Here is a 15,418-nt window from a genome sequence, read left to right as displayed (position 1 = left end):
TTTTCAAATTAAATTTCTAAAGTGAAGTGGATCTTACTTTTAAAATACAAGGGGGGTTGAAATGAAAAAAAGAATATTACATGTATTAAGTTCTAATGATTTGGCTGGAGCAGAAAACGTAGCAATTGGAATTATCACCACTCTTTCAGATTCATATGAAAGTGCTTATGCTTCTCCGAGTGGGTTAATTGAAGACGTTCTACAAAACAGAGGTATTGAGCATGTAGAAATGAAACAACTATCTATACGGCAACTCAGAAAAATTATTAGAGAATGGAAACCCGATTTAATACATGCACATGATTTTACTGCAACTATAAAATGTTCGTTAGCAACTTTTACTATTCCAGTTATATCCCATATTCATCAAAACCCACATTGGCTTAAATCTGTAAATAAATATTCTATCGTATTTTTTCTAGCATGCTTAAAAATCCAAAAAATAGTTGTAGTATCTCCTATCATAAAAGAAACTTCATTCTTAAATAGATTTCCTTCTAGATGTATCTCAATAAAAAACATAGTAGATATAAATGCGATAAAGAAAAATGCCCTTTTAGTGGAGGATAAAGATTTTGATATAGCATTTATCGGTAGATATGAAGATATAAAAAATCCGCTTCGATTTATTGGTATATGTGAAAAGGTGATTGAAATAATTCCAAATCTTAGAGTAGTCATGCTAGGTGGCGGGTCTCTAGAGCAAGTATGTCAAAAAGTTATTTTACAAAGAAATTTGCAAAAAAATATTGAAATAAGAGGATTCCAAATGAATCCTTACCCAGCACTTTTACACTCTAAAGTTTTTGTAATGACATCCAAATCAGAAGGTTTGCCTATGGTTCTAATGGAAGCACTAGCTTTAAGTAAGCCTGTGATAGTGCCTCTTCTACCAGGCATAGACAATATAGTAGATGATTCATGTTCGTACATTTGTGAAAATGATTTTGAGTTTGTAGAGGCGATAATCATACTGTTAAATTCTGTAGAAGAATACCAAAGGTTAAAAAAAGGTGCATATCAAAGAGCGGAAGAGTTAAGTGATATTGCTCAATTTAAATATCAACTTGGACAGGTATACAGTAGTGTTCTACAGTAGGCCACAATCTCAAATTCCAAATTTTCTATTTAAAAACAGCTGGATGATTTTAGATGTTTTTTTTACTATTTTCTGTCTGATTGGTGACCAGCTGTTGAATAGTGGTCTTGGGATGTATGTACTTGTAATTTACTTTATTGCTCGTATATTATTCTCTACTATTGATCAAAACTTTTCTATATTAGTCTTTTTAATTCCTAATTTAGGGATAATGCATTTTACAGCAAGTACTGTGTCAATTCCTTCTTTGAACATTCTTATTTGTATATCTCTTGTTAAGCTAGTGATTAAATGCAGAAATATTGATATATCAAAATGGTATTTATTTTTTATTATTTTTATTATTTTTTATGAAGCATTACATTTATTTTCGTATAATTTAAAATCTATCTTTTTACTTTTTAGTTGGATAGGTGCAGTTTTATATGCTGCTTTGTACTTAATCTATTCAAGGAACACATATAATCATTTAAATACGATTAAGTACTTTCTTGTAGGGTTGGTTATTTCTATATTGTACGGAATTGTAGAGTTCTATCAGCTATACGGATCAATTTTGAATCAAAATGCGACGATTCGTTTTCGAGGCGGAGCTGGAGATTCTAATTATTTTTCTATGTATATTATGGTAGCCATGTTTTCGATGCTTCATCTTGTTATTAGAGGAAAGGGTATAGGTAAAAATATATTTTATCCTCTTTTATTTGTCTTTTTCGCAGGCTTTGGAATATTGAGTCTTTCCAGAATGTTCATATTGGTTGTTACGATCACTTTAATGTTCTTGCTCCTAAAACTTCTGCTTTCGCTTAGGAAGAGTAAGAAGTTAATACAGTTTATTGTAATGATTATTATCCTCACGACGATACTTTCTTTTTTTTATCATGAAGAAATTCTTTCTTTGTTAGATTTGCTTTTTTCAAGGTTTACAAATTATATTAATGACCCTGATGCTTTGACAAGTAATAGGAATATTATTGCCGAAAGTTACTTCACACTTATGAATTCAGATTGGAAGCTAATAGTTTTTGGTATGGGAATTCAGGATTACCATATAAGATCTGGAGTTTATCTTGAAACGCATAACATTCTTATAGAGCTATTTGTTGTATGGGGATTATTAGGTTTTATCATTTTCTTCCTGTTTTTAATGGTGTTAACTGTCTTTGCCTCTTCCAAGAAGCTTAGAAGAACAGGGTTCATCAGCTGGCTGCCTATTTTAGCTATGGGTATTAGTTATCTGTCAATAAATGCACTATCAAATGAAAGCTTCTATTTATTATTACTATTTGCGATAAAAAATATCTACGAATATGAGTAGTGGTTGGATAAATATAAATTCTTGAGAAAAGAAGGAAATTCTATTGATAAGATGAAAAAGACAGCAGTATTTTTAATGATTATAGCAGTTTTATCAAAGGTCACAGGCTTTCTACGCGATATAACTTTATCTTATTTTTATGGAGCAACTGCTATTAGTGATGCGTATATCATTTCCATCACTATTACCTCCGTTTTGTTCAGTCTTATTATTGCGGGTATTTCGACTGCATATATACCTATGTATAAACAAATTGAACATGAGGACGGAAAGAGATCGGCATTGGGTTTTACTAATAATTTGATAAACATAGTTCTTATCATTACTACAGGAATAATAGTGATAGGTTTGCTATCTTCTAACCTACTTGTAAAAGTGTTTGCCTTAGGCTTCGATGGGGAGACATTGAAAATAGCAGTGATGTTCACTCGCATAGGCTTGATAGGGATATATTTTACTAGTCTAACTCAATTGTTTATAGGATATCTGCAAATAAACGAAAAGTTTACTGCCTCAGCAATGGTAGGTTTACCATTCAATTTCATCATCATTTTGTCCATATATTTTAGCGTACATTCGAATATAGTTGTTTTAGCTATAGGAAGTGTTTTAGCTGCCTTTTTTCAAATGCTGTTTCTATTTCCTGCACTCAAGAAAACTAATTATAAATATGAGCGTATTGTAAGTATCTCAGATAAAAATATAAAAAAAATGGCTACTATTGTTTTTCCAGTAATGATTGGAATATCCATTGATCAAATAAACTTAATGGTTGATAAAACAATTGCATCCATGTTGGTAGAAGGCGGAATATCGGCGTTAACATATGCAAGTCGTTTAAATGATTTTGTTCAAGGGATTTTTGTACTCTCCTTTGTTACAGTTATGTTCCCTCTCATCTCAAAGATGGCGGCACAAGACAATCAAAAGGACTTTAAAAAGTCTATTAGTGAGGTAATATCCAGTGTAATAATTATTGTGGTTCCAGCTAGTGTTGGAATAATGATACTTGTTAATCCAATAATCAAAATATTATTTGGTCATGGACATTTTGATGGTCAAGCAGTGGAAATGACTTCTCATGCATTATTTTTTTATTGCATTGGAATGATTGGTTATGCAATTAGAGAAATTCTCAATAGAACATTTTATTCATTACAGGATTCTAAAACGCCTATGTATAATGCTGCTATTGCAGTTGGATTAAATATAGTTCTTAATTTAATCCTTTCCAGATTTTTAGGCATAAGTGGTTTAGCGCTAGCTACGAGTATTTCAGCATTATTTTGCTCTTTTCTTTTAGTTATTCATCTGAGAAAAAAAATAGGACCTTTTGGTTTAAAGGAATGCCTCATCACTTTTGTAAAAGTATCTATTGCAGCGGGAGGTATGGGAGGGGTTGTCTATTTCTTAAATCAATCTTTAGTTATGGGTGAATTATTAAAACTATCAATTGTTGTATTAGTAGGAATAGTTATATATATATTACTGATCACTTTATTTAAAGTATCTGAAACAAAAACAATTATAAATTATATAAAAGAGAAATGGATCAATTAGAAGAAAGGATTGAGCTACTGAAAAACTTGGAGCTGCATACAATTGTCTGTTTTGAGGATTTGGCACTTGTTGAAAAGGAATGGACAAAGATACTAGATACTAAGCAAAACACAAATCCGTTTATAGAATTTATGTGGATATATGAATGGTGGAAGCATCTGGGGGGAAGTAAAAATATTGAAATTTCCGTTGTAAAAGAAAATGGAAAGATAGTAGCTATATTTCCTTTCCTATATACAAAAAAAGGTGCTTTATATGAATACTCCTTTTTAGGTCTAGGTCAAGCAAATTATATGGAAATTATCGCTTTTAATAGAAAACTAGAAGCCCTTATTAGATTTGTAATTGACTCAATTATAGAAAAGAAAAAGCATGTAGTTTTTAAATTGCATGGCATACTTGAAAGCAGTGACACCTTTCGTGCGTTAAATAAATTTCTGCAAAAAAATAATTATCCTCATACTAAACATCGTGTAATTACTCCATACATTAATTTAAAGAAAATTGAACTTGAAGAATATATGAAAAAGCGGAAAAAAATACACCGATTAGATAGAAGAGAAAAACGTATAAGGGAAAATGGGAATGTTGATGTATTAGTAACAGGGCCAGATAAAATGGAAGAAATATTTGATATTCATCATAAGAGATGGAAAAAGAAACATGATACGAGTCGTTTTACTTATAAACAAGAAAGAGAGTTTTATAAGAGTTTAGCCACTCGAACTACTGGAGATTGTCAAACTGAGATAGATGGCCTTTACTTGGATGGTAAAATGATTGCCTTTAACTATGGATACCGATGCAGAGGAAGATATATCAGCTATGTACTAGGATTTGATGATGATTACGATGTATTTAGTCCAGGTAGAATTCTAGAAAAAGAAAAAATCCTTCAATGTAGTGAACGGGACATAACAGTTTTCGATTTAAGTATTGGATATGAAACGTATAAATTTGAGTGGAATACAGATGTGGATCATACGACTAAAATGATTTTTTCATCTAGTACACCTTTAAGTCGAATGTACAGGAGAATCTTATCGGGTAAAGAAGGTTTAATCTCAAGAGTAAAATTAAACCAAAAGATAGTGTTATTTAAAAGAAACAAGCTAGGTAAAGCTGTATACATCATAAAAAATATTTTCCGTAAAGGTGAAGCAAAAGAAGCTAGGAAAATAATATTAGAATTTCTTGCAATGCAATTTAGAAAAATATTCCATATGAAAAGTTACTATATATATGAAATACCAAGAAAAGATGTAAAAGCAAGAGATGGAATTAAGTCATATACGGAACTTACTATAAAGGATTCAACTTCTAAGTACTCTATATTTCAGCCATTTATGAGAGATATTTGTACAAAAATTTATGGAGGAAGTAAAGGGTTTTATGATAGTGAAGAGGTTAAATACGAGAATGTTATTTGGTTAAACGAAAAGGTATTTCGTATAGATGAGATATCCTATTTGAAGGACTTTAGAAAAAGCTCTATTTCAATAGAAAATTGGAGAATAGAAAATATAGCGGAGATTTGTTCCTATATAAAAAAGAAAAGTAATGTGAATAAGCTATTCGTTTTTGTTAAACGACGGGAAAAAAAGAAAATAGCAGAGTTAGAAAAACAGGGTTTCATATTAAAAGAGAAGATTGTTAAAAGAACTGTTTTCGGTGTTACTAAGATGATGATTACTTAAATTACCCTATGTAGAAGAGGGAGATAAATGCGCATTGTTCAATTGATAACCCATATGAATGAGCTTGGAGGAGCCCAAGTCCACGTACGGGATTTATCTAGACAGCTTTTAACTGATGGTCATGAGGTTACTATAATGTCGGGTGGTGAAGAAACTACCGATTCGGATTTAGTTGTAGATGGTATTGCATATGTTCGAACAAAGTTTTTAAAAAGAAATATTAACCTATGGAAAGATGCTCAGGCTATCTTGGAGATTAGGAAAAAGCTAAAGGAACTGAGTCCAGATATCGTCGCTATCCATTCGTCTAAAGCTGGTATATTAGGAAGAATTGCTTGTTGGTCTCTGCGGCTTCCATTTGTTTTTACAGCACACGGCTGGGCATTTGCTGAAGGGGTTGAAACAAGAAAAAAAATGTTTTATAGATTGGTTGAAAAACAAATTGGAAAATTATCACGAACTGTTATAACTGTGTGTGAACAAGATCGGCTGTTAGCCATAAATAATCGAGTACTTCCTTCGGAAAAACTAGTAACAATTACAAACGGAGTGCATGATAACAGCATTTTAAGTAATAGGACCATAAAGGATGAAGTAGTAATAGTAATGGTTGCACGTTTTGAAGCCCCCAAAAAACATCTAGATGTAATAAAAGCTTTAGCTCAAATAAAAGACCTGCAATGGAAAATGATTTTTGTAGGGGATGGATCATTAAAGCAAGAAGTAATGTTAGCAGCTGTAGAAAATGAGCTAGATAATAGAGTCTTATTTTTAGGTAATTGCTCTGATGTCTCTTCTGTATTGAAAAACTCTGACCTGTTTGTGCTCACTTCTTCATGGGAGGGATTACCATTAAGTATATTAGAAGCTATGATGCACAGTCTTCCTGTGATTTCTTCAGACGTAGGGGGTGTAAGAGAGGCGGTTTCTAATAACAAAAATGGATTTCTTATTAAGGACAATCTCTCGGACCTTTTAAAAAGATTGATCGAAGATGAGGAACTTCGATTAAGAATGGGGAAAAAGAGCAGAAATATTTACTTAGAATCTTTTACGTTTTCAATTATGTATGAAAAAACGTGTTCAGTTTATCATAAAGTGATTAATAAAAAAGAACTACTATAACGTAGGAGGCTGTATATGAAAAACGACTCCGTCACAGTACAAACGCTTATTGCTCTTACTGGAGAAGTTTTCTATGACAAAAGCATAATCATATAGTTTTTTTACTGACGATTTGGTTTAAATAAAAAAAGAAAGGAGTTTTATTTGGAACTTTTCGTTATAAAAAGTCCAATGCAATTGCAGATGTATAAGAAGGAATGGTCCTCCATTCTAGAATTAAACCACAATACTAACCATTTTTTTGAATATGAATTTTTTATAAATTGGTGGAAGAACAAAGCTTCTAACCATAATGTAACAGTATTTGGGATTAAGGAAAATTTAAAAGTAATAGCTTTTTTTCCTTTTAATATATCAATAAAATATAATATACCTATTTATCAAATGTTATCTCTTCCTGGAATATGTAAATTAGATTTTATAGTACAGCATTCTAATCTAGATAGAGTGCTTATGTTTTTGATGGATAAATTAATAGAAAATCATAAACATGCTGTGTTTCATTTTACAGAAATGAGTGAAATTCTTTTCTTAAAGCTCTCTGCCTATTTAAAAGCTCGAAATTTACTAAGTAAAGTAACTGTAAGCTTGAATGCCCCCATCATAGATGAGGGAAATAATATATTAAGAATAGAAAGATTACAAGAACTAGGTAATGTGGCTATTCATGAAATTTCCTATTCTCAATATAAGGAATTCATTTGTAAATCTAGAGAGCCTTTCTGCTTTTCTTCTTCTTACGATCTTACTTTTTTAGAAAATTTATCACAGGAGCTCAAAATAGCAGCACTGGAATTGAAAGTGATTACTGTAGCAATTGAGAAGGAAATTGTCGCTTTTTCCTTTGTATTGAAATGTAGAGGGACATATGAAGAATACGCATATGGATTTCACCCAGACTTTACAATTTACGAACTTGAAAAGGTACTAAGCCATCACATAAAAGTCGTTAATAATAGTTTAATGCATTCATCTTCAGCTAATAGTATTGTAGTTTCGACTAAAACTTTAAAGGCAAGGTTCACCAAAAAAATCTTTTTCTTAAAGAAAAAACAATTAGCAAGAAAAAAGGTTTTATTCAAAAAGAGTAAATCTCTTAGTGTAAGAAAATATAAATACCTTTTAGCTAGGCTTACTGATACTCAAGTAAAGGCAGTAAGTGATTTTAAAGGTGTGACTAATATAGACATACTGACTTCAGAAAATAATAGAAGGGAATCGCTGGAGAAGGCTTTTAGGAAAAGCAAAGGTTATTATTCAATAGATCCTTCTAAGGCATTTTGGGTAAATGAAAATTTTATCTTTAATGAAGATACGGTTTTTCTCAAGGAATTACCAGCAAGGTCCGTATATTTAAGTTCGTGGAATAGACAAGAACTTGAAAAACAACTCTCTTTTATACAAAAAATCTATCTTCCAAATAATATCTATGTATTGGTCGATTTTACAGATAAGGTGAGTCAAGAAAAACTAAAATTGTTTGGATTTCAAATTATTGAGAGATTAAAGCTGGACCAGGCTAATAGTGCACACAAGATGAGAAGAAAAGTAAAATAAAGAGAAGGTGCCTTTATAATTGTTTTGGAAAGAAAATTTTTGTTTTTTAAAATGCACAGCTACTATTTTTCTGAAAAAAACCAAGAGTTGCAATCAAGCAAAGATATAGAAGGGTTTTCTCATTCCACCTTTTCAACGGGACTTTCAAAGGTGGAAACAAGCTGTATTGATTTAACAAGAGAGGAAGAATTATTATTCTTTGATTTAAGATCTAGCAATAGAAAACAAATTAGAAGAGCAATGAATAGGGAATTTATAATAGAAGAATTAGATAATCCTACAATTAGAGACATATATGATTTCCAGAGGTTTTATAATTCATTTGCTAAAACAAAGGATACCTATTCTTGTAATGCTTTTCATATAAATACAATGAAAAGACTTAGAGATCAGAATGCTTTAGTTATTACAAAAATATTAAATAGCGATAATGAAACTCTATGTTATCGAGTATATATTTCTGATGGTGAAAACGTGCTGTCGCTATACTCTGCTTCTTATTATAAGGAATTTAAAAGCGCAATAGAAAAAAGAATGTTAAGTGAAGCAAGTAGATATTTGCTGTGGCATAATATCCTTTACTTTAAAAGGACTAATCATAAACGTTATGACATGGGTGGGCTTACGGACAATGAAAATATACGAAACTTTAAGCTAGAATTTGGGGGGGATATCGTAGAAGTATATTCAGGTTATAAGGCAAAATCCTCTGTTGGTAAGATAGTTTTGTGGGGAAGAAATTTATATATGAGGAGGTGAAGAGAAACTGGGTGTTCTTGTAATTTCTTTAGACATGGAGATGAATTGGGGAGTACATGACGTTCTTTCATTGGAAAAGTATAAGGGAAATTTATTAGGGTCTCGGATTGCCATTCCTAGAATGCTGCAGTTGTTTAATGATTATGAGATCCACGCTACGTGGGCGATCGTTGGGATGCTATATTGTAAAAATAAAAAAGAGCTGTTACAAAGACTGGATAATTTAGATCTTCCATACGAACAAGAGGAATTTTCTCCTAAACACATATTATCCTATGTTGGAGAGGAGGAGAGTGTAGACCCTTATCATTACGCAGGTTCATTGATTGAAATTATTAAGACAGCTCCAAATCAAGAAATCGCGACACATACATTTTCTCATTATTACTGTTTAGAATCTGGACAAAGTATTAAAAACTTTGAAAAGGATTTAGAGAACGTGGCAGAACTACAGGAGGGTGTTACTTCTTTAGTATTTCCAAGAAACCAAACAAATGAAGAGTATTTGAAAGTTTGTAAAATGTACGGTATAAGTGCCTATAGAGGAAATGAAGATAGCTGGATCTATAGGCCATATACAAGCAAAACTAATTTGCCGATTAAGAGAGCAATGCGTCTGCTAGACGCCTATATTATGGTGACTGGTCACCATACTTACAGTATAAATAGTATAAAGGCAACTTCCGTTTTAAATATAAAATCTAGTAGATTTCTGCGTCCATATAACAAAAAACTTCGTGTATTAGAAGGGCTAAGACTAGAAAGAATAAAAAAAGGATTAACGGAAGCAGCAAGGGAAGATAAGGTGTTTCATCTCTGGTGGCACCCACATAATTTCGGGGTAAATATAGAAGAAAACCTACGCTTTTTAGAGGAAATCTTAAAGCATGTAGAAATTTTGAGGGATAAATATAGTTTTGAATCCCTAAATATGAAAGAGGTAGCCGATAAATTCTTGGCTGAACAAAGAGAAGTGGATAGTATCACCTAGTACTCCAACCCAAAGGTTTAAAGTAACTAAAAAGCAAGAATGTGTTACAACATTCTTGCTTTCCATAAATAAGACAGCACTTGCCTCATTATTTTAAAATTATCGAACCCCGTATTTCTTCTCCAATTGAACAATCTCAGCATCATCATTCTTTTGACCAGTCAATAAATCTCTTAATATATGAGAGCCTAGCATACTGTAAACAGTTCCGTTTCCACCGTACCCTAGTAAATAATAGTGTTTTTCCTTCGTTGGGTGCTGACCGATGAATGGGAGGTTATCAATTGATTCTCCGAAACTAGCCGCATAGGCATAATCGATACTTAAATCGTATTGAGGAAATAACTCTTTTATTTGTTTTAAGAGATTTTCAGCTCTTTTCATGATTAGCTCATCTGATTGAGGTGCCTCTGGTTTGTCCTCGTCTAATCCACCGACGATTATACGTCCTTCCTTACACGTCCGAGCATACAAATAGGGACGCTGTGTCTCCCATATTAAAGCCTGCTCATGCCAATCGGATAAATCTTTCACTACATTACTCACCATTACATAGGAACGATTAATGTCTGCACCAACACGTTTTCCTACCGGCGTTGTTTCATAACCGGTTGTGTAGACAATGTTCTTAGCAAAGAAGTTTTGACCAGAAGTGCGAATGTCTAAATGGTCACTTACATCTAATACATCTATCACTTCCGTATAAGGGAACAAGTGAACACCTAGATTTTCAGCTTTTCTTAGAACTCCTTGAACAAATTTCAAAGGGTTCACCTCTGCATCTCCCAGCGTCAGTAGGGCACCATCCTTCTCAAAGGAGAATTTGCTCGCTATCTCATTTCTTCCTAGATAATCACATGGAAAGTTATACTTTTGTAGAGTTATGTACTCCGCTTTCAGTTTTTCTACGTCATTTTCCTCACTTGCAAAGCATAGGCTCGGTCTTCTAATAAAGTCAGGATCTTCATCTAAACTTTTAGCGACAAGCTCTAAATGGTCCATTGCCTCGTAGCAAAGCTGATAGAAACGAACTGCATCTTTTTCTCCAATTTGGTCGATTAGCTCATGTAACATAATGTCATTTGAATATTGTAGCAGGCCAGTGTTTGCACTTGTACTGCCTGAGCCCATTACTCGTTTATCTAATAGAGCTACCTGTAAGCCTGCTTCCGCGAGAGCCAAGGCAGTCAAAGAGCCTGACATTCCTGCACCAACGATCACAACATCATATATTTCTAATGGATTTACCGCTATTTTAGGTTCAAATGCTTTTGTAGTAGTTGGCCAATAAAGAGACCCGTTATGAATATTCATATATTATCCTCCGATTATTTTTATAGATTATATACCCAAAATTTTGGAGTTCAATCCATGGTATACTATAAGCTAATAAAATTAAGAAGGATGTTATATATGAACCAAGATAAACCACATGTATTAGTTATAGATGGCATGGCACTTCTGTTCCGTTCTTTTTTTGCAACAGCAATGTCAGGCAATTATTTTAAAAATGACAAAGGTATTCCAACTAATGCGGTACAGGGCTTTGCAAGACATGTACTAGCGGCACAAAATATTATGCAACCGACTCATATGGCTATTTGCTGGGATAAAGGGATGAATACATTTCGCAATGAGCTTTTTGACGGATATAAGGCGAATCGACCTAAACCTGCTGTTGAACTTGTTCCACAATTTGATATGGCCCAGGAGCTTTCCGAGCATTTAGGGTGGAAAAACTTTGGGTTAGTAGGGATGGAAGCAGACGATACAATTGCATCCATTACGCATAAATGGCAGGATGACGCACGCTTTACGATTGTGAGTGGGGACAAGGATTTACTTCAATTATTACATTCCTCTACAGAAATTGCCTTTACTAAAAAAGGCTTCACAATATACGATATGTATACCGAGGACAGATTTCAGCAGGAGTATGGAATTTCCCCGTTACTTTTCCCTGATGTTAAGGCATTTATGGGGGATTCGAGTGATGGTTATGCAGGGGTAAAGGGAATTGGACCAAAGACAGCATTGCAGCTTATTCAAACTTATGGATCTGTTGAAAATGTAGTAGAATCTCTCCACCTGCTAAAAACAGGCCAACGAACAAAAATAGAAACGGATTTAGATATGCTTCATCTTTCAAAGCAACTTGCTACTATTAGAAGAGATGTGCCAATTGATGCTGAGCTTGATCATCTTCAGCTTCAAAATATTGGGTCTGATAAATACGATTTCTTATATGATCAAGGATATACCATTTTGGCAAGACAGCTGCAGTCTACTAAGTAATCTGTGGAGGAACCATTTTTACGAAGGTGAGTATAGGAGCATTTACCTCATACTTTATTTTTCGAATGGTGCTCGCTCGATTTCTTCCTCCGTTATCATGAACGATTAAAAAAAGGCCACTGCTAGTCTGCTCAAAGCCGATCAGAGGAACCCAGTGATAGGAAAAAGAAAATTTTTTTCTCCACTGAAAGGTGAAATACTTATCAAATTTCAATGCGACCGGACGCCCCTGACGTAGTTCCTCTATAGCTTCGTCAACGGAGCATTTGTCTATTGTCCAACTAGAGCCAAGCATCTTTCTCAAATATTTTATAAAGCGATAGGTAAACAGGCCAATTCGAGTACCCTTCAGATTTTTATATAATTCGTTAGGCATATAAGCATGTTTATCTGGTTTTAGATAATTTAAGAGCACATAAACGGTAACAGGCCCGCAGGCGGAGGCCTGGAATTTAGCATCCACTGCTGCATCGTATTGAGAAAAACCTTTAACAGGCAATTGGATTTTCATAAAATAACCTCCTGCATATTTTACGTTTCTAATGCGTTTATTTCATAATAGTACTTTATTAGCTGAAACTGAATATTTATGACTTGTTATATGAATAGGTTGAAGCTTCTGGAATTAGCTATATCTAATTCAAGAAAATAATTTATAATACATTTATATTACCCAAAAAGTTGTGAGTAAAAGCAAAAATTGTTTTGACGTGATGGAAGGGGATGGATGGATTGATTAGAGTTCTAGAGGAAAAGGATTATGCAGCTACAGCAGATTTAGTTTCAATGGCTTACCCGGGGATGGGAATTCAGTCATCGGAGAAAAAACAGGAACTTGTAGAACGATTCATAAGAGAACAGAAGGAACATAATGGCATCCAATATTATGGCTGTTTTAATGAAGCGGACCAATTAGTAGGTATATACAGAAGAAGCGATTTCGAATGCAATATAAATGGACAGTTTCAAAGAATTTTCGGCATTGGAATGGTAGCTGTACATATTTTACATAAAAAAGAAAAGGTGGCTTTCCAATTGCTTTCTCATTTTCATGAGGAGGCCCGGAAGGAAAAGGTTACACTTGTAGCTCTTTATCCATTTAGCTCAAGCTTTTATCGAAAAATGGGATATGGCTATGGTCCAATAAAGTATGAATTTAAAATAAAACCAGGCTCTTTTAACAGCAATGGTAAGAAGGATCATGTTCAATTGCTATCTCCTGCGGACGAAGAAGAGATTGTAGCTGCATACAATAAGTTTGCAGAAAAGCATCATGGAATGATGAAACGAACATGGAATGAGAGACAGCACATAAAAAATGCAAAGACCCGCTATGTAGGTGTAAGAGAAGAAGGTCAACTCATTGGTGCATTAGCGTTTACCTTAGATCCAGTGAAGGATAGCAATTTTTTACACCAAAACCTAGTAATTCATGAATGGGTTTGGTTAAGTCAGAAGGCGTATAAACAGCTAGCGGCGTGGGTTCATTCACAGCAAGATCAAGTGGATCGTGTTATTTATAGTACTAACAATCCCGCTTTTATTTATAGCCTAAACAATCCACCGAATGATTCCAATCATCTAATACCTAGTGTCTACCACGAGGTTGCGAGGACTGGTTCTGGTCTAATGTACCGTATTACAGAAATTTTTCAGTTTATAGAAAATATGAATGATCAAGCTCTTCGTAAACCTATACAAAATACTAAAATAGTAGTAAAGATTGAGGATAGTTTTATTTCGGAACAAAATGGCCTCTTCGAGCTTGCCTTTTCAAATGAGAAATGGCTGGCAAGAAAGCTTGAATCAGAAATGGAACAACCAAATATCCAAATCACTATTCAGGACCTGAGTGCCTGGTGGATGGGGTGTGTCACAATTAAGGAATTAAATAACTACGGGGAAGTAGAGCTTCACAATATTGTTGCCGACGATTTAGATGATTGGTTTATGCCAAGAAAAGGCCCTATTTGTATGACGAATTTTTAAGAAAAAAAGAAAGGCTTCAAATTTCCGAAGCCTTTCTTTTTAGTATTTAGAAGTAATCGTTTTGTTTGCTTCTGCTAAGAGATGATTCAGAGCTTCACGGAAATTTTTATAGGTTTCAATATTCACATGTAAATCCGCATGAACAATTTCTCGGATAAATTTAGGATTGAAGCCTACGTAAATAGGTCGAATTCCCATTAAACGTAAAGAACTGTTCAACTGTGAAATGGATACAGCCAAATCATTGTAGTCAAACTCCTCTATATGTTCAACGCTAACACCAGTAAAGTCGAAAATGGCATGCTCAACTTCTTTATGCTCTCCAATATATTGCAATGTTTGTGTCTCAATATTTTCAAAGCGTTCCTTGTACATGTATCCAGCAATTGGCATTAAAATTGTTTTTGGGACAATGGATGGAATAATCGGAGTAGACATAGTTTTAATAATGCGCTCATAGTGAGCAATTTTCTCTTTTAATTCAAGAATCTCATTTTCTTGCGACAAATAAAACACCTCTGACTTTTTTATTCTGTAGCCTTAGAAAAAAATAGGGACCCTCTATTAGAGCAGCCCCTTTTAACGGTAAATAATTTATAATGCGAAAAATATCTTCTATAGAAAGAATAAACTATTTATTCTAATCGTGCATCTTTTATGATGTACTTCATAGTACTGCTCGTCGCAGTATGAAAGATAAATACTCTGAATAGTAGACAGCTTCTAATTAATTTTGTGCATCAAAAAATTCAGTTACCTGCTCCTGCGCGCCTTGCTGCTCGTCGCAGTATGAAAAGTAGATGCTTTGAGTTGTAGATACTTTATTATTTGCTTTGTGCATCTAAAAATTCAGTTACTTGCTCCTGCGCGCTTCGCTGCTCGTCGCAGTATGAAAGGTAGATGCTTTGACTTGTAGATAACTTCTAATTAATTTTGTGCATCTAAAAATTCAGTTACTTGCTCCTGCGCGCTTCGCTGCTCGTCGCAGTATGAAAGGTAGATGCTTTGACTTGTAGATAACTTCTAAT

The 15,418-nt window shown here is 33.6% G+C and carries 13 protein-coding genes; 10 read left to right on the top strand and 3 right to left on the bottom strand.

Annotated elements, in window-relative coordinates; all coding sequences use genetic code 11:
* Nucleotides 1-61: 61 nt before the first annotated feature.
* From ACQKNZ_RS13955 to ACQKNZ_RS13920, 8 genes are all read left to right on the top strand, one after another.
* Complete coding sequence (locus tag ACQKNZ_RS13955; protein WP_427660241.1) at nt 62-1,099, top strand: glycosyltransferase; 1,038 nt, start codon at nt 62-64, stop codon at nt 1,097-1,099.
* A gap of 43 nt (nt 1,100-1,142) precedes the next feature.
* A complete protein-coding gene (locus ACQKNZ_RS13950) occupies nt 1,143-2,417 on the top strand; it encodes a hypothetical protein (RefSeq protein ID WP_427660239.1) in 1,275 nt (424 codons plus the stop codon).
* A gap of 51 nt (nt 2,418-2,468) precedes the next feature.
* Nucleotides 2,469-3,977 carry a murein biosynthesis integral membrane protein MurJ gene (gene murJ, locus ACQKNZ_RS13945; RefSeq protein ID WP_144539160.1) on the top strand — a complete coding sequence of 503 codons (1,509 nt, stop codon included), beginning with the start codon at nt 2,469-2,471 and terminating at the stop codon, nt 3,975-3,977.
* A complete protein-coding gene (locus tag ACQKNZ_RS13940; RefSeq protein WP_427660236.1) occupies nt 3,965-5,674 on the top strand; it encodes a GNAT family N-acetyltransferase in 1,710 nt (569 codons plus the stop codon). The genes murJ and ACQKNZ_RS13940 overlap by 13 nt, the downstream gene beginning before the upstream one ends.
* 27 nt (nt 5,675-5,701) lie before the next feature.
* A complete protein-coding gene (locus ACQKNZ_RS13935) occupies nt 5,702-6,799 on the top strand; it encodes a glycosyltransferase family 4 protein (protein WP_427660234.1) in 1,098 nt (365 codons plus the stop codon).
* A gap of 144 nt (nt 6,800-6,943) precedes the next feature.
* Entirely contained in the window at nt 6,944-8,356 is a 1,413-nt protein-coding gene (locus ACQKNZ_RS13930) for a hypothetical protein (RefSeq protein ID WP_427660232.1), read from the top strand.
* 24 nt (nt 8,357-8,380) lie between these two features.
* Complete coding sequence (locus ACQKNZ_RS13925; RefSeq protein ID WP_427660230.1) at nt 8,381-9,115, top strand: hypothetical protein; 735 nt, start codon at nt 8,381-8,383, stop codon at nt 9,113-9,115.
* Nucleotides 9,116-9,149: 34 nt separating this feature from the next.
* Complete coding sequence (locus ACQKNZ_RS13920; RefSeq protein WP_427660228.1) at nt 9,150-10,106, top strand: polysaccharide deacetylase family protein; 957 nt, start codon at nt 9,150-9,152, stop codon at nt 10,104-10,106.
* A gap of 99 nt (nt 10,107-10,205) precedes the next feature.
* On the opposite strand, the gene ACQKNZ_RS13915 is transcribed toward ACQKNZ_RS13920, so the two are convergent.
* Nucleotides 10,206-11,420 (bottom strand): NAD(P)/FAD-dependent oxidoreductase, encoded by a 1,215-nt coding sequence (locus tag ACQKNZ_RS13915; protein WP_427660226.1) that lies wholly within the window; start codon nt 11,418-11,420, stop codon nt 10,206-10,208.
* A gap of 99 nt (nt 11,421-11,519) precedes the next feature.
* On the opposite strand from ACQKNZ_RS13915, the gene ACQKNZ_RS13910 reads away from it, so the two are divergent.
* Nucleotides 11,520-12,401, top strand: a complete 882-nt coding sequence (locus tag ACQKNZ_RS13910; protein WP_151113284.1) for a 5'-3' exonuclease — start codon at nt 11,520-11,522, stop codon at nt 12,399-12,401.
* On the opposite strand, the gene ACQKNZ_RS13905 is transcribed toward ACQKNZ_RS13910, so the two are convergent.
* Nucleotides 12,394-12,912: a C39 family peptidase gene (locus ACQKNZ_RS13905; protein ID WP_427660224.1), complete on the bottom strand. Its 519-nt coding sequence runs from the start codon at nt 12,910-12,912 to the stop codon at nt 12,394-12,396. The genes ACQKNZ_RS13910 and ACQKNZ_RS13905 overlap by 8 nt on opposite strands.
* Before the next feature lie 221 nt (nt 12,913-13,133).
* Here ACQKNZ_RS13905 and ACQKNZ_RS13900 point away from each other — a divergent pair, with 221 nt between their 5' ends.
* On the top strand, nt 13,134-14,390 hold the full coding sequence (locus ACQKNZ_RS13900; protein ID WP_427660222.1) for a GNAT family N-acetyltransferase: 1,257 nt from the start codon (nt 13,134-13,136) through the stop codon (nt 14,388-14,390).
* A gap of 39 nt (nt 14,391-14,429) precedes the next feature.
* Here ACQKNZ_RS13900 and ACQKNZ_RS13895 read toward each other — a convergent pair whose 3' ends face one another.
* Entirely contained in the window at nt 14,430-14,906 is a 477-nt protein-coding gene (locus tag ACQKNZ_RS13895) for an STAS domain-containing protein (protein ID WP_260866628.1), read from the bottom strand.
* Nucleotides 14,907-15,418: the final 512 nt, after the last annotated feature.

Origin of the sequence: Psychrobacillus sp. NPDC093200 (genome assembly GCF_050280345.1) — a bacterium.
Classification (GTDB): Bacteria; Bacillota; Bacilli; order Bacillales_A; family Planococcaceae; genus Psychrobacillus; species Psychrobacillus faecigallinarum.
Note: the sequence above shows the minus strand (reverse complement) of the source record. Positions and strands in the feature narration are given on the sequence as shown.

What these genes read in the sequence shown, in the direction of transcription:
- ACQKNZ_RS13955 (WP_427660241.1), top strand. Translation starts at nt 62, where the DNA reads ATGAAAAAAAGAATATTACATGTATTAAGTTCTAATGATTTGGCTGGA.
- ACQKNZ_RS13950 (WP_427660239.1), top strand. Translation starts at nt 1,143, where the DNA reads ATGATTTTAGATGTTTTTTTTACTATTTTCTGTCTGATTGGTGACCAG.
- murJ (WP_144539160.1), top strand. Translation starts at nt 2,469, where the DNA reads ATGAAAAAGACAGCAGTATTTTTAATGATTATAGCAGTTTTATCAAAG.
- ACQKNZ_RS13940 (WP_427660236.1), top strand. Translation starts at nt 3,965, where the DNA reads ATGGATCAATTAGAAGAAAGGATTGAGCTACTGAAAAACTTGGAGCTG.
- ACQKNZ_RS13935 (WP_427660234.1), top strand. Translation starts at nt 5,702, where the DNA reads ATGCGCATTGTTCAATTGATAACCCATATGAATGAGCTTGGAGGAGCC.
- ACQKNZ_RS13920 (WP_427660228.1), top strand. Translation starts at nt 9,150, where the DNA reads ATGGAGATGAATTGGGGAGTACATGACGTTCTTTCATTGGAAAAGTAT.
- ACQKNZ_RS13915 (WP_427660226.1), bottom strand. Translation starts at nt 11,420, where the DNA reads ATGAATATTCATAACGGGTCTCTTTATTGGCCAACTACTACAAAAGCA.
- ACQKNZ_RS13910 (WP_151113284.1), top strand. Translation starts at nt 11,520, where the DNA reads ATGAACCAAGATAAACCACATGTATTAGTTATAGATGGCATGGCACTT.
- ACQKNZ_RS13905 (WP_427660224.1), bottom strand. Translation starts at nt 12,912, where the DNA reads ATGAAAATCCAATTGCCTGTTAAAGGTTTTTCTCAATACGATGCAGCA.